Genomic DNA, 14,232 nt, shown 5'->3' with positions numbered 1-14,232 from the left:
ATCGGCTTATCAAAGAGGTTTGGCGCAGTGAAAAACTCAGAAACGAAATCTAATCAGGGTCAGGCAGCTATAGAGCATGAATTGGATATTCGTGCACTCTGTTATGCTCTGTGGCGTGGAAAGATATGGATTATCGCACTGGCAATTATTTTCGCTGCTGTCGCTCTGGCTGCATCGTATCTGATGCAGCAAAAATGGAGCGCAACCGCTATTGTAGATTTACCGACGACGAATAATCTGGGGAGTTATTATTCACAACAGCAATTTCTGCGCAATTTAGATACTCACATTAATGCTTCGCCGGAAGCCCAGTTACCGACTATTCCCGATGGTGCATATAAAGAGTTCATGACGCAAGTTGAAGCATATGATACCCGTCGTGAATTCTGGCTTCATTCCAATTATTACAAACAGCGCCGAGAGGGTAATAGTAAAGCGGATGCCGTGTTACTGGAAGAATTGATCAACAATATTCAGGTGACACGCCGTAATGAGAAAAATGCGCAGAATGAACACATTAAATTAACGGCAGAAACAGCAATAGATGCCAACCGACTGCTGCGGGAATATATTGCTTTTGCTAATCAACGCGCCAGTACCCACCTGAACAATGAAATTAAAGGTGCGTGGGCTACACGTACTCAATCAATGAAAGCGTTGGTCAAACGACAAGAAATGGTGGCCAAGGCAATGTATAACCGTGAGTTGAATGTCTTGCAGCAATCATTGAAGGTTGCTGAAAAACAGGGCATTCAACGTAATCAAACGAACATCCCTCTTGATGAACTGCCTGAATCTAAAATGTTCATGCTGGGAGTACCATTGCTGCAAGCACAACTCGAAACTTTGCAAGCTATCGGTCCCAATTACAGCATCGATTATGATCAAAATATAGCAATGTTGGCGACCCTAAATGTTGGCCCTACTTTGCAGAATATTTTTCAGACCTACCGTTATCTCAGAACACCTGAAGAACCTGTCAACAGAGATAGTCCTCGCCGTGCATTTATGATGATTCTGTGGGGAGCTATCGGTATGTTGGTTGGTGCTGGAGTCGCATTAGCGAGGCGTTCGCGCACATAATTTTATATATATGATAACTATGTAAATTTCATTTATCGCAAGAAAGTAACCGCAACAAATATCCCTTTGTGGAATTACCAGCAATGATTGACAAAATAAGAGAGTCACTGTGAAAGTGTTGACTGTGTTTGGTACTCGCCCGGAAGCCATCAAAATGGCACCATTGGTACATGCTTTGGCCAGGGATAATGCTTTTGAGGCAAAAGTTTGTGTCACTGCACAGCATAGGGAAATGTTGGATCAAGTACTGCACTTATTTGGGATCAAGCCTGATTTTGATCTCAATATTATGAAACAAGGACAGGATCTCACGGATATTACCTGCCGGATACTTGAATCCATGAAGCCTGTATTAAGTGAGTTCAAGCCAGATGTGGTGCTGGTGCATGGCGATACGACAACGACAATGGCAACCAGTCTGGCCGCTTTTTACCAACGTATTCCGGTAGGTCATGTTGAAGCCGGATTGAGAACTGGTGATCTGTACTCTCCGTGGCCGGAAGAGGCCAATCGTAAGATTGCTGGTCATCTGGCGACGTACCATTTCGCGCCGACGGAGAACTCTCGCAACAATCTCTTGCAAGAATCAATTGCAGATAACGCTATTTTTGTCACGGGAAATACGGTCATTGATGCTTTACTTTGGGTACGTGACCGCATTATGGATGATGCAGTGTTGAGCGAGCAATTTGCTGAGCTTTATCCTTTTATTGATCCCAATAAGAAAATGATCCTGGTGACAGGTCATCGTCGTGAGAATTTTGGTGGCGGGTTTGAACGGATTTGTGAAGCGTTGGCACAAATTGCCAGAATGCACCCTGATGTGCAGGTCGTTTATCCTGTTCACCTGAATCCTAATGTGTGTGAGCCAGTAAAACGCATTCTGCATGATATTGATAATGTTATTCTTATCAATCCACAAGACTATCTGCCATTTGTTTATTTGATGGATCATGCCTATCTGATACTCACCGACTCAGGCGGGATTCAGGAAGAAGCGCCTTCACTTGGAAAACCTGTTCTGGTCATGCGTAATACCACAGAGCGACCAGAAGCAGTTGATGCTGGTACAGTGCGATTGGTAGGAACAAAAACCCAAACTATCGTTGATGAAGTCACACGCTTGCTGACGGATGACTCTGCTTATCAACAGATGAGCCGGGCTCATAACCCTTACGGTGATGGCAAGGCTTGTCAGCGAATTCTGGAAGTATTGAAGAAAAATCAGGTGACATTATGAACTTTGAAACAATTTCTGTGATCGGTCTTGGTTATATTGGCTTACCTACTGCGGCAGCATTTGCGTCTCGCCAGAAAACGGTTATTGGTGTTGATGTTAATCAACATGCAGTGGAGACGATTAATCGTGGAGAGATCCATATTGTTGAACCTGATTTGGATAAAGTAGTCAAAACTGCTGTTGAAGATGGCTACCTGAAAGCAGTGTCTTCCCCGCAACCCGCCGATGCATTTTTAATCGCGGTTCCCACGCCTTTTAAGGGAGATCACGAGCCTGATATGGCTTATGTTCGCGCAGCGGCAGAATCTATTGCTCCTGTTTTGCAAAAAGGAAATTTGATTATTCTGGAATCAACATCACCTGTTGGCGCGACTGAACAAATGGCAGAGTGGCTGGCAGAAGTTCGTCCCGATCTTTCATTTCCACAGCAGGCAGGGGAAAATTCAGACATTGATATCGCGTATTGCCCTGAGCGAGTATTACCGGGACAAGTCATGGTGGAGCTGATCAAAAATGATCGCGTTGTGGGTGGTATGACACCAAAATCGTCTTCCAGAGCAAGTGAACTGTATAAAATTTTCCTTGAAGGCGAATGTGTTGTCACCAATGCCAGAACTGCGGAAATGTGTAAACTGACAGAGAACAGTTTTCGGGATGTTAACATTGCATTTGCTAATGAACTTTCGCTTATCTGTGCCGAACAGGGGATTAATGTCTGGGCATTAATCAGTCTGGCCAATCGGCATCCTCGCGTTAATATCCTGCAACCAGGCCCTGGGGTTGGTGGTCATTGTATCGCCGTCGATCCATGGTTTATTGTGTCACAAAATCCTGCACAATCCCGTTTGATCCACACTGCCCGCCTTGTGAATGATAGCAAGCCACTCTGGGTCGTTGATCAAGTAAAAGCTGCGGTGGCGGACTGTTTAGTTGAAAGCGGCAAACGGGCAAGTGAAGTTAAAATCGCCTGTTTTGGTCTGGCATTTAAATCAAATATTGATGATTTACGGGAAAGCCCGGCAGTTCATATCACCAAAATGGTCGCACAGTGGCATGCTGGCTCCACCCTCGCGGTTGAGCCGAATATTCATAGCTTGCCTTATTCACTGAAGGGCGTCGTGGAACTGGTAGATTTACAACAGGCACTGGAAGAGGCCGATGTTGTGTTAATGCTGGTGGATCATAGCCAGTTTAAGGCCATTAATGGCAAACAAATAAAACAAAAATGGGTTGTTGATACCAAAGGAGTTTGGCGTTGAAACGTATTCTGATTACTGGTGGTGCAGGTTTTATCGGCTCAGCGGTGGTTCGTCATATTATTAATCATACTGAAGACAGCGTCGTTGTTGTCGATAACCTAACTTATGCTGGCAATCTTGAGTCACTGGCTCCGGTTGCCGGGCATCCTCGTTATGCGTTTGAGCGGGTGGATATCTGTCATCGTGATGCTTTAGATCATATCTTTCAGCAATATCAACCTGATGCAGTGATGCACTTGGCGGCAGAAAGTCATGTTGATCGCTCCATTGATGGGCCAGCGGCTTTTATCGAAACCAATATTATTGGCACTTATACCTTATTAGAAGCTGCCCGGACTTTCTGGCAGCAATTGGATCAGGATAAGCAGGCTGCATTCCGTTTCCACCATATTTCAACCGATGAAGTATATGGTGATTTGCACGGTGATGAGGGCTTTTTCACAGAAACGACACCTTATGCACCGAGCAGCCCTTATTCTGCATCGAAAGCATCCAGTGATCATCTGGTCAGAGCGTGGCGTCGTACCTATGGTTTACCGACAGTGATCACTAACTGTTCGAATAACTATGGACCTTACCATTTCCCGGAAAAACTGATCCCTCTGATGATCCTGAATGCGTTGGCAGGTAAACCTTTGCCCGTTTACGGTAAGGGAGAGCAAATCCGTGATTGGCTGTATGTAGAAGATCATGCACGGGCACTACATTTGGTGGTTACCAGGGCAAGACCTGGTGAAACCTATAATATTGGCGGCCACAATGAGCGCCGGAATATTGATGTTGTGGAAACTATCTGCCAATTACTGGAAGAGTTGCGTCCGGAAAAGCCAGCAGGTATTGCCTTTTATCGTGAGCTTATCACTTATGTCACCGACCGTCCGGGGCACGATATGCGTTATGCCATTGATGCAGCGAAAATTGAGCGTGAGTTAGGATGGACACCACAGGAGACATTTGAATCTGGTATTCGTAAGACGGTGCAATGGTATCTGGAAAATGAGAGTTGGTGGCGTAGTGTTCAGGACGGCTCTTATGCAGGAGAACGTCTTGGTTTGGTTGATCACTGCGGGAATGAATAAACCCGTCTGGGGGATAGCATGAAAGGAATTATACTGGCAGGTGGCTCTGGTACTCGTCTCTATCCAATAACACGTGGTGTATCAAAGCAGTTACTGCCTATTTATGATAAACCAATGATCTACTATCCATTGTCAGTCTTAATGCTGGCAGGGATACGCGACATACTGATTATTTCTACTGCGGAAGATCTGCCTGCTTTCAAACGGTTATTGGGTGATGGTAATCGTTGTGGTATTCACCTGAGCTATGCAGTACAACCTTCACCGGATGGTTTGGCACAGGCATTTCTGATCGGCGAGGAGTTTATTGGCGATGATGCCTGCTGTCTGGTGCTTGGTGACAATATCTACTTTGGTCAGGCATTCAGTCCGAAACTGCAAAGTGTTGTGGCTCGCGGGCACGGAGCAACAGTATTCGGTTATCAGGTTATGGATCCTGAACGGTTTGGGGTTGTAGAATTTGATGAGCAGTACCGTGTACTTTCCATTGAAGAAAAGCCAGCGCAGCCAAAATCAAATTGGGCAGTCACCGGACTCTATTTTTATGACAACAAAGTCGTGGATTTTGCTAAACAGGTGAAACCTTCCGCCCGTGGTGAACTGGAAATTACCAGCATTAATCAAATGTATCTGGAGTGCGGAGAACTGAATGTTGAACTGTTGGGGCGTGGGTTTGCTTGGTTGGATACTGGCACGCACGATAGCCTGATTGAGGCCAGTATGTTTGTTCAGACAGTCGAAAAACGGCAAGGTTTCAAAATTGCCTGTCTGGAAGAGATCGCATGGCGCAATGGCTGGATGGATGAGGAACAAGTAAGAGCCTCTGCGACAGAGTTGGCAAAAACAGGTTACGGTCAATATTTGCTGGATTTACTCCATGTCTATTCATGTTGAACCTGTTTACGCTGATATTGAGCCTTTGGCATGGGATAGCCAGTTTTTTGGCTTATCTACTGCCCGTCTGAATTTCGTATCGGCGTTTTCGTCGACTAATAAGGGGCAAATAACGACAGCTCAGTTGGACGAATATGCGTTGGTACAGGCGAAAGTTCCCGCGCAACAACTCTATTTGGTTGATCAGTTATCTGCTCTGGGTTTCTCTCTGGTGGAAGGCGAAGCGGATTTACTGCTGTCTGTTAATTCATCATCTGTCAGTTCGTTACCTGCCAGTTCAGAAGAATGTAATAAATATCAGGCGTTGATAACCGCAACACCATTGGATATTCCGGTATTGAAAGCTGTAGCGTTGCGCGCGTTTGCAACCAGCCGCTTTCGTGCCCCTTGGTATCAACCAAATGACAGTGGCCGTTTTTACGCGACTTGGGTTGAAAACGCGGTTCTGGGAACTTTTGATCACGAATGTTTGCTCGTTAATGATGAGTGTGGTGGGCTTGCTGGCTTTGTCACTATGAGAAACATAGGTTGCCACGAAGCACGAATAGGTTTACTGGCGGCATTACCGGGAAAGCATCACCAGGGGATTGGAAAAAAATTGATGTCGGCGGCGCAGCAGTGGTGTCAGAACCATAGGATACAACGGCTGAGAATTGCAACACAGATCAGTAACATCACAGCCTTGCGCCTTTATACACGTCGTGGTGCGATAATCGAAAGCACTGCATATTGGTTATACAGAGGACGAAATGATTCCATTTAACAAACCACCGGTAGTTGGCACTGAACTGGAATATATGCAACAGGCGATGGCCAGTGGAAAATTGTGTGGTGATGGTGGTTTTACCAAACGTTGTGAAGAGTGGATGGAGAAGCGTTTTAATTATTCAGGCACTCTTCATAGTTTAAAAGTGCTGTTGACCCCCTCTTGTACCGCTGCATTAGAAATGGCGGCAATACTGCTGAATATTCAGCCGGGTGATGAAGTTATCATGCCCAGTTATACATTCGTTTCGACTTCCAATGCGTTTGTGCTGCGTGGAGCGACAATTGTATTCGTGGATATCCGTCCGGATACGATGAATATTGACGAAACCAAGATTGAAGCTGCTATCACGGATAAAACCCGTGCTATCGTGCCAGTGCATTATGCAGGGGTAGCATGTGAAATGGATACCATCTTGGCACTGGCAGAAAAATACAATCTGTATGTCGTGGAAGATGCTGCACAGGGTGTCATGTCCACTTATAAAGGCCGTGCGTTAGGAACCATTGGTCATATTGGCTGTTTCAGCTTTCATGAGACTAAAAATTACTCTTCGGGAGGTGAAGGCGGGGCAATATTGATCAACGATAAGTCCATGTTCTCCCGCGCAGAGATTGTTCGTGAAAAAGGGACTAACCGTACGCAGTTCTTCCGTGGGCAAGTGGACAAATACACATGGCGTGACATTGGCTCCAGCTATCTGTTGTCTGACTTACAGGCCGCTTTCCTGTGGGCACAATTGGAAGTTGCTGAAAAAATCAATCAGCACCGCCTGACCTTATGGGATAACTACTATCGGGCCTTGGAGCCATTGGCTGAGAAGGGGCTTTTAACTCTGCCGATTGTGCCAGAAAATGTAGAGCACAATGCGCATATGTTCTATATCAAACTGAGAGATGTGGAAGAGCGCAGCGAGTTTAATAGCCATATGAAAGCGGCGGATATTCTGACAGTGTTCCATTACGTAGCGTTACACACCAGCCCTGCCGGTGAGAAGTGTGGTCATTTTCATGGTGAAGACCACTTTACCACCAGCGAAAGTGAGCGTCTGGTGCGTTTGCCGATGTTTTATAATATTACTGATGAAGAACAGCAGGTAGTCATCAGCCGCATTAAGGAATTTTTTGCCTGATGTCACTTGCCAAAGCCTCAGTCTGGACGGCGGGCTCTACACTAATCAAGATTAGCGCCGGGTTACTGGTCGTAAAACTTCTGGCCGTCTCCTTTGGCCCGACAGGGGTGGGGCAGGCGGGCAATTTCCGCCAACTCATTACTGTTCTGGGTGTATTGTCTGGTGCGGGGATCTTTAACGGTGTTACCAAATACGTTGCGGAACACTATGTTGCGGAACATTATGCTGTAAAACACCATCAGCAATCGGCAAAGCTCAGAGCAGTATTGGGAACATCATCCTCAATCATTTTGGGGTCTTCTACTCTGCTGGCGATAGTTTTCTTCTTATTCAGCGACACCATCAGTATCAGTTTATTTGGTCATAACCATTACAAAATGGTTGTGCAGGCGCTCGCATTTATTCAAATGGGAATCGCTTATGCCAACTATTTTCTGGCTATTTTGAAGGGACTTCGCGATGCTCAGGGAAACGCATTGGCGATAATACTGGGTAGCTTGGTCGGTGTAATTGCCTATAGCCTTTGTTATTGGTTAGGGGATTATGAAGGCGCTCTGATAGGGTTGGCTTTAATGCCCGCTTTGGTAGTGTTGCCGGCAGTGGTTATCCTTCTGCGTCGTAAAGTTATTGCGTTTTCGGCATTGAAACCCATCTGGGATCGTGCCATTGCAAGCCATTTGGGGAAGTTTACTCTGATGGCGTTATTGACTTCTATCACACTGCCAGTTGCCTACATCATGATGCGAAACTTGATGGCAGAACGTTATAGCTGGGAAGAGGTTGGTATCTGGCAGGGAGTGAGCAGTATTTCAGATGCTTATTTACAATTTATCACGGCCTCTTTCACGGTTTATCTACTGCCGACCCTTTCCCGATTGGAAAATAAAAACGAGATTGCCAGTGAGATAGTGAAAGCGTTGAAATTTGTCTTACCGGCCGTGGCAGTTGCCAGCTTTTCAGTTTGGTTATTGCGTGATTTTGTTATTTGGCTACTGTTTTCTGATAAATTTACCGCAATGCGGGATCTATTTGCATGGCAGTTGGTAGGTGATGTTCTGAAAGTGGGTGCTTATGTTTTTGGTTATCTGGTGATAGCGAAAGCAGCATTGCGTTTTTATGTATTGGCTGAAGTCAGTCAATTTCTGTTGTTGACCAGTTTTTCTCATTGGCTGATCCCCGTTAATGGGGCGTTGGGAGCAGCTCAGTCATATATGGCTACTTATATTGTTTACTTTATTCTTTGTTGTAGCGTATTTATTATTTATCGCGGACGAGCATGACAACCTTAATCCACGTTTTGGGATCGGATATCCCACATCACAATCAAACGCTACTGCGTTTTTTTAATGACGTCTTGGCACAGGAAATAAATTTTCCAGCCAAACCGTGTTTTATGGTGGTGGCGAAAGAGCATTCATGGATAACAGCGAATTATCCTGCTTTAACCATCTCTATTTATGAGAGTAAAGCGGCACTGTCGAAGGCCGTCATAGCACAAGCGCAAGAAGACAGAGCCAGACGTTTCTTTTTTCATGGACAGTTCAATACAGGATTATGGATAGCTTTATTGATTGGAAAAATTAAAAGTCATCAATTCTGGTGGCATGTATGGGGAGCTGATCTTTATGAGGATTCCCGTCAGCTTAAATTTCGTTTTTTCTATCTGTTACGTCGTTTAGCACAGAAACGGGTAGGAAAGGTGTTTGCTACACGTGGCGATCTCAATCATTTCGCAGCATTCAACCCTAATGTACCGGCTTCTCTGCTGTATTTCCCAACGCGTATGGCACCTTCACTAGTGGTGAAGGAAAAATCCTTTTCATCTGAAGGGGTCACTATTCTGTTGGGAAATTCAGGAGATAAATCTAATCGTCATATTGAAGCATTGCACAAAATTCATCGTCAATTTGGCACAGAAGCCTGTCTCATTTTGCCAATGGGTTATCCTGGTAATAATCAAGCCTATATCCAACATGTAGAACAAACTGCATTGTCGTTATTCCGGGCTGAGAATATCCGGATATTGAAAACAAAACTGGCTTTTGACGATTACTTGTCATTGCTGCGTCAATGCGATTTGGGCTATTTCATTTTTAAGCGTCAGCAGGGAATAGGAACTCTTTGCCAGTTGATCCAGTCAGGTATTCCATTTGTTTTGAGTCGTCAGAATCCATTCTGGCAAGACTTAGCCGAGCAGCAAATCCCCATTCTGTTTGATGGTGACGAGCTGAATAAGCACTGGGTGCAGGAAGCACAGCGTCAGATGCTGTTTCTTGATAAAAAGGCGATAGCCTTTTTTGATCCTAATTTTGTAGAAGGGTGGAAAATTGCCTTGTTGGAAACATCTGGAGAGTTTCAATGACTTTGGCGCAATTCGGTGGGTTATTTGTTGTTTACACCATCTCGCTGATCTTCATTCTTACATTGATGTATCGGGAGTTTCGACGTGTTCAGTTTAACTTCAATATCTTTTTCTCATTGCTTTATTTGCTGACATTTTATTTTGGTTTTCCACTGACGAGCCTATTGGTTTTTCAGTTTGATGTACAGGTAGTGCCGGTAGATTCATTGCTACATGCAATGCTGGCGTCGGGCTGTTTTTATGCCATTTATTATGTCAGTTATAAAATACGGCTCAGGTATCGAATTCCTGACGATGATAAAACATCTATTAAGGTTGTATCTCGTAAGCCTTTGTTCACCATGAATCGGGTAGAAACCAATCTGACTTGGCTACTGTTGGCAGGTATTGCGATCTTCACTGTTGCCTCTTTCTTTCTGCAAAACGGTTTTCTGTTATTTAAGCTACAGTCTTATAGTCAGATATTCTCCAGTCAAGTTTCCGGGGTGGCACTTAAGCGCTTTTTCTATTTCTTCATCCCTGCCATGCTGGTAGTGTTTTTCCTGAAACCAACTAAGATCCGTTGGCTGTGCTTTTTAGTGGGAACGGTTGGGTTTGGTATTCTGACTTATGTCATCGTCGGAGGAACACGGGCCAATATTATTATTGCGTTTGCATTATTCCTGTTTATTGGCATTGTCCGGGGTTGGATCACCCTATGGATGTTGCTTGTGGCGGGAGTCATGGGGATCGTTGGTATGTTCTGGCTGGCATTGAAGCGCTATGGCCTTAATGTGAGTGGTGAGGAAGCCTTTTATACCTTCCTGTATCTGACCAGAGATACCTTTTCTCCGTGGGAGAATCTTGCTCTGTTATTGGATAACTACCGTAAAATTGATTTTCAGGGTTTGGCGCCGATAATCCGTGACTTCTATGTCTTTATTCCTGGCTGGGTTTGGCCGGACAGACCTAATCTGGTCTGGAATACAGCCAACTACTTTACGTGGGATGTACTGGATAATCACTCTGGTCTGGCGATTTCTCCGACGTTGATCGGTTCATTGGTCGTCATGGGCGGGGTGTTCTTTATACCACTTGGTGCAATTGTCGTTGGTATGATTATCAAGTGGTTTGACTGGATCTATGAAGCAGGAAAACAGGAAACAAACCGTTATAAGGCAGCCATTTTACAGGCATTCTGCTTTGGAGCGATCTTCAACATGATAGTCCTTGCCCGTGAAGGTGTGGATTCTTTTGTCTCCCGTGTTGTGTTCTTTGGTATCGTCTTTGGCCTGTGCCTGATAGCCGCGAAGTTACTGTTTTGGCTATTCGATAGTGCAGGTGTTGTCCGAAAGTTTGTCATCAATAATTTGTCTGCATCACAAAAAATACCTGTTCTGGTGAATGTAAGGAGAAAAAATGGTGATGAATAACATTCCTAAATATCGTATCCGCGGACTCAGTCTATGGGGATTTCGTGGAATACCACATTTTCTTGATCACCTTTTTCAGGATGGGCAGGTAAAAACAGGAACATTGGTGGCAATCAATGCAGAAAAAGTGCTCACTGCGGAGAAAGATAATGCGCTGAGCATGTTGTTGGATGAAGCAGAATATCTTTATGCGGATGGTATCAGTATCGTACGTGCTATCCGGCGTAAGTATCCTAATGCACAGGTGTCCCGCATTGCGGGAGCTGATTTATGGGAATCTTTGATGGAACGTGCTGGGCGCGAAGGTACACCCGTATTTCTGGTGGGTGGAAAACCAGAAATTCTTACCCAGACAGCAAATAAACTTCGCAAGCAGTGGGGCGTTAATATTGTTGGTAGTCAGGATGGTTATTTTACTGTTGAAGAACGTGATGCGGTATTTGCACGAATTCAGGCCAGTGGCGCGCAAATAGTCACGGTAGCAATGGGATCACCAAGACAGGAGATTTTCATGCGTGATTGTCGAAAAGTGTATCCTGGCTCACTGTATATGGGGGTTGGAGGGACGTATGATGTGTTCACCGGACATGTCAAACGTGCGCCGAAAATCTGGCAGAACTTAGGTTTGGAATGGCTCTATCGTCTGTTATCACAGCCCAGTCGTATCCACAGGCAAATCAAGTTATTGAAATTTCTTTGGTATTATTACAACGGTAAACTGTAAGTTACGATTTGATTGCTATAACCCACTGTATCCGGCTTAATATTGGTGCTTGATACGGTGGATTGCCTTATCTTGGACTATCTCTATTGACTCTATTTTACAATTTTTTATTTCACTGATGGGCAAAACGTGCTTTGATCCCTGCCTTTTTACGACTGATCTTCACAACCATTGATTATCAATTCCTGTATTTTTTCTATTTGCAAATATAGACATCATAAAAATGGATAGGGAGTTTTATGAGTGATTCAAAACAGAGTCTGCAAAGGGGACTTGAAGCGCGCCATATTGAGTTGATTGCACTAGGCGGCACAATCGGTGTTGGGCTGTTCATGGGGTCCGCCAGCACACTGAAATGGGCTGGCCCATCGGTATTACTGGCTTATATTATTGCTGGTCTTTTTGTCTTTTTCATTATGCGGTCAATGGGAGAAATGTTGTTCCTTGAACCTGTCACTGGCTCATTCGCGGCTTTTGGGCATAAATATCTTAGCCCTTACTGGGGATGCCTGACAGCCTGGGGCTACTGGTTTATGTGGGTTTCAGTAGGAATTTCAGAGATTACCGCAGTGGGGGTTTATGCTGAACTCTGGTTCCCTGATTTGCCCCAATGGGTTTCTGCACTGACCGCTGTTGGTCTGGTCGCGTTGGCTAATCTGGCTGCTGTGCGATTGTATGGAGAGTTGGAATTTTGGTTTGCTATGATCAAAGTCACCACGATTATTGTGATGATCTTGGTTGGTATCGGGCTGATATTTTTTGGGTTAGGTAATGATTGGCAAGCTATTGGTTTAGATAACTTGACTGCTCACGGTGGTTTTTTCTCTGGTGGCTGGCAAGGTTTCCTGTTTGCCCTGTGTATTGTGGTTGCTTCATACCAAGGGGTAGAGTTGGTTGGTATTACCGCAGGTGAAGCCAAAAATCCACAAATTACGCTGAAAAAAGCGATCAACAATATCCTGTGGCGGATTTTGATCTTTTATGTCGGAGCGATTTTCATTGTTGTAACCTTGTTCCCGTGGACAGAAGTGGGCACGCATGGCAGCCCGTTTGTGATGACTTTTGCTAAAGTTGGTATTACTTCTGCGGCGGCAGTCATCAACTTTGTTGTATTGACTGCGGCGCTTTCGGGATGCAACAGCGGAATGTACAGTGGGGGCAGGATGCTGTATGCCTTGGCTGCAAACCGTCAATTGCCGGCTTCATTGCTTAAGCTTTCGAAAAATGGTGTACCTGTAAGATGTATCGCGATCACCATTGGCTGCCTGATTGCAGGTTCCAGTTTGAATTATTTGATCCCGGAACCACAGGCTGTTTTTGTTTATGTTTATAGTGCCAGTGTACTGCCGGGAATGGTGCCGTGGTTTGTTATTCTGGTAAGCCAGTTGCGTTTCCGCCAACATCATCAGGAAGCGCTGAAACAGCATCGGTTTAAGTCGATACTTTTCCCTTACGTCAATTACCTGACATTGATTTTCCTGTCTTGTGTATTGATTGGCATGGCGATTAATCCGGATACCCGTTTTTCATTGATTGTTGGTGGTGTCTTTTTGCTGATCGTGTCACTCATTTATTGGTGGGCAAAGTTTATCCGGGGAAGAAAACCGATAGAAAATGTAGTTTGATTTTTCATTGATGAAACAATTTGCGGTGGAAAAACGCTGACTTTATCAACTAAATGAATAAAGCATAATCAAACACATCATTTCTTTTAAAAAAGCACTGGACAGTTGGAGATTAAATCCGTACTATCCTCCACCGCAACGGCGTTAAGCGCCCGTAGCTCAGCTGGATAGAGCGCTGCCCTCCGGAGGCAGAGGTCTCAGGTTCGAATCCTGTCGGGCGCGCCATTTAAAGCGTGCAAGAGCAGTGACGATGAGTTATCGTGGTCAGCGGCATTGTAGTAGTAAGAAAATTAGTAGAAAGAAAAGATAGTTGTTATGGTGGCTATAGCTCAGTTGGTAGAGCCCTGGATTGTGATTCCAGTCGTCGCGAGTTCGAGTCTCGTTAGCCACCCCATCTTTTTTATGACATGCGAGGGTGGCGGAATTGGTAGACGCGCTAGCTTCAGGTGTTAGTGTCCTTACGGACGTGGGGGTTCAAGTCCCCCCTTTCGCACCATAAAAAAGAGATAGATATATTAAGAGATAGATATATTAAAAGTATATTCGGCGAGTAGCGCAGCTTGGTAGCGCAACTGGTTTGGGACCAGTGGGTCGGAGGTTCGAATCCTCTCTCGCCGACCAGATTATGAAGAAATAGCCCTGTAAAAAACAGGGCT

Annotated in this window: 12 protein-coding genes and 4 tRNA genes; all 16 read left to right on the top strand. The window is 44.9% G+C overall.

Annotated features, from left to right (window positions below; all coding sequences use genetic code 11):
• Positions 1–27: 27 nt before the first annotated feature.
• The 16 genes from wzzE to Xind_RS04075 all read left to right on the top strand — a co-directional run bounded on the left by wzzE (position 28) and on the right by Xind_RS04075 (position 14,197).
• Positions 28–1,083, top strand: a complete 1,056-nt coding sequence (wzzE, locus tag Xind_RS04150) for an ECA polysaccharide chain length modulation protein (protein ID WP_187649532.1) — start codon at positions 28–30, stop codon at positions 1,081–1,083.
• A gap of 109 nt (positions 1,084–1,192) precedes the next feature.
• Complete coding sequence (gene wecB, locus Xind_RS04145) at positions 1,193–2,323, top strand: non-hydrolyzing UDP-N-acetylglucosamine 2-epimerase (RefSeq protein WP_047680032.1); 1,131 nt, start codon at positions 1,193–1,195, stop codon at positions 2,321–2,323.
• Positions 2,320–3,582, top strand: a complete 1,263-nt coding sequence (gene wecC / locus Xind_RS04140; RefSeq protein ID WP_047680034.1) for a UDP-N-acetyl-D-mannosamine dehydrogenase — start codon at positions 2,320–2,322, stop codon at positions 3,580–3,582. Before wecB ends, wecC begins: the two co-directional genes overlap by 4 nt.
• Complete coding sequence (rffG, locus tag Xind_RS04135; protein WP_047680036.1) at positions 3,579–4,661, top strand: dTDP-glucose 4,6-dehydratase; 1,083 nt, start codon at positions 3,579–3,581, stop codon at positions 4,659–4,661. The genes wecC and rffG overlap by 4 nt, the downstream gene beginning before the upstream one ends.
• Before the next feature lie 18 nt (positions 4,662–4,679).
• The gene (rfbA, locus tag Xind_RS04130; RefSeq protein WP_047680038.1) at positions 4,680–5,555 is read left to right on the top strand and encodes a glucose-1-phosphate thymidylyltransferase RfbA; all 876 of its coding nucleotides are present in this window, start codon (positions 4,680–4,682) and stop codon (positions 5,553–5,555) included.
• The gene (rffC, locus tag Xind_RS04125; RefSeq protein WP_187649531.1) at positions 5,539–6,318 is read left to right on the top strand and encodes a dTDP-4-amino-4,6-dideoxy-D-galactose acyltransferase; all 780 of its coding nucleotides are present in this window, start codon (positions 5,539–5,541) and stop codon (positions 6,316–6,318) included. Before rfbA ends, rffC begins: the two co-directional genes overlap by 17 nt.
• Complete coding sequence (gene rffA / locus Xind_RS04120; protein ID WP_187649530.1) at positions 6,305–7,453, top strand: dTDP-4-amino-4,6-dideoxygalactose transaminase; 1,149 nt, start codon at positions 6,305–6,307, stop codon at positions 7,451–7,453. Before rffC ends, rffA begins: the two co-directional genes overlap by 14 nt.
• Complete coding sequence (gene wzxE / locus Xind_RS04115; protein WP_187649529.1) at positions 7,453–8,733, top strand: lipid III flippase WzxE; 1,281 nt, start codon at positions 7,453–7,455, stop codon at positions 8,731–8,733. Before rffA ends, wzxE begins: the two co-directional genes overlap by 1 nt.
• Positions 8,730–9,815, top strand: coding sequence for a TDP-N-acetylfucosamine:lipid II N-acetylfucosaminyltransferase (locus tag Xind_RS04110; RefSeq protein ID WP_187649528.1), 1,086 nt, complete (start codon positions 8,730–8,732; stop codon positions 9,813–9,815). Before wzxE ends, Xind_RS04110 begins: the two co-directional genes overlap by 4 nt.
• Positions 9,812–11,227 (top strand): ECA oligosaccharide polymerase, encoded by a 1,416-nt coding sequence (wzyE, locus tag Xind_RS04105; protein ID WP_187649527.1) that lies wholly within the window; start codon positions 9,812–9,814, stop codon positions 11,225–11,227. Before Xind_RS04110 ends, wzyE begins: the two co-directional genes overlap by 4 nt.
• A complete protein-coding gene (wecG, locus tag Xind_RS04100; RefSeq protein ID WP_187649526.1) occupies positions 11,214–11,951 on the top strand; it encodes a lipopolysaccharide N-acetylmannosaminouronosyltransferase in 738 nt (245 codons plus the stop codon). Before wzyE ends, wecG begins: the two co-directional genes overlap by 14 nt.
• Before the next feature lie 239 nt (positions 11,952–12,190).
• Positions 12,191–13,576: a bifunctional threonine/serine APC transporter ThrP gene (gene thrP / locus Xind_RS04095; RefSeq protein ID WP_047680052.1), complete on the top strand. Its 1,386-nt coding sequence runs from the start codon at positions 12,191–12,193 to the stop codon at positions 13,574–13,576.
• A gap of 148 nt (positions 13,577–13,724) precedes the next feature.
• A tRNA-Arg gene (locus Xind_RS04090) sits at positions 13,725–13,801 on the top strand.
• Positions 13,802–13,894: 93 nt separating this feature from the next.
• Positions 13,895–13,970, top strand: a tRNA-His gene (locus Xind_RS04085).
• A gap of 15 nt (positions 13,971–13,985) precedes the next feature.
• Positions 13,986–14,072: transfer RNA gene (locus Xind_RS04080), tRNA-Leu, on the top strand.
• 48 nt (positions 14,073–14,120) lie between these two features.
• Positions 14,121–14,197: transfer RNA gene (locus Xind_RS04075), tRNA-Pro, on the top strand.
• The last annotated feature ends 35 nt before the right edge of the window (positions 14,198–14,232 follow it).

Origin of the sequence: Xenorhabdus indica, assembly GCF_014467235.1 — a bacterium.
Lineage (GTDB): Bacteria > Pseudomonadota > Gammaproteobacteria > Enterobacterales > Enterobacteriaceae > Xenorhabdus > Xenorhabdus indica.
This window is presented reverse-complemented; position numbering and strand designations above follow the sequence as displayed.

Excerpts from the sequence above, each read along its gene's own strand:
- wecC (WP_047680034.1), top strand. The coding sequence starts at position 2,320 with ATGAACTTTGAAACAATTTCTGTGATCGGTCTTGGTTATATTGGCTTA.
- rfbA (WP_047680038.1), top strand. The coding sequence starts at position 4,680 with ATGAAAGGAATTATACTGGCAGGTGGCTCTGGTACTCGTCTCTATCCA.
- rffC (WP_187649531.1), top strand. The coding sequence starts at position 5,539 with ATGTCTATTCATGTTGAACCTGTTTACGCTGATATTGAGCCTTTGGCA.
- rffA (WP_187649530.1), top strand. The coding sequence starts at position 6,305 with ATGATTCCATTTAACAAACCACCGGTAGTTGGCACTGAACTGGAATAT.
- wzxE (WP_187649529.1), top strand. The coding sequence starts at position 7,453 with ATGTCACTTGCCAAAGCCTCAGTCTGGACGGCGGGCTCTACACTAATC.
- Xind_RS04110 (WP_187649528.1), top strand. The coding sequence starts at position 8,730 with ATGACAACCTTAATCCACGTTTTGGGATCGGATATCCCACATCACAAT.
- wzyE (WP_187649527.1), top strand. The coding sequence starts at position 9,812 with ATGACTTTGGCGCAATTCGGTGGGTTATTTGTTGTTTACACCATCTCG.
- wecG (WP_187649526.1), top strand. The coding sequence starts at position 11,214 with ATGGTGATGAATAACATTCCTAAATATCGTATCCGCGGACTCAGTCTA.
- thrP (WP_047680052.1), top strand. The coding sequence starts at position 12,191 with ATGAGTGATTCAAAACAGAGTCTGCAAAGGGGACTTGAAGCGCGCCAT.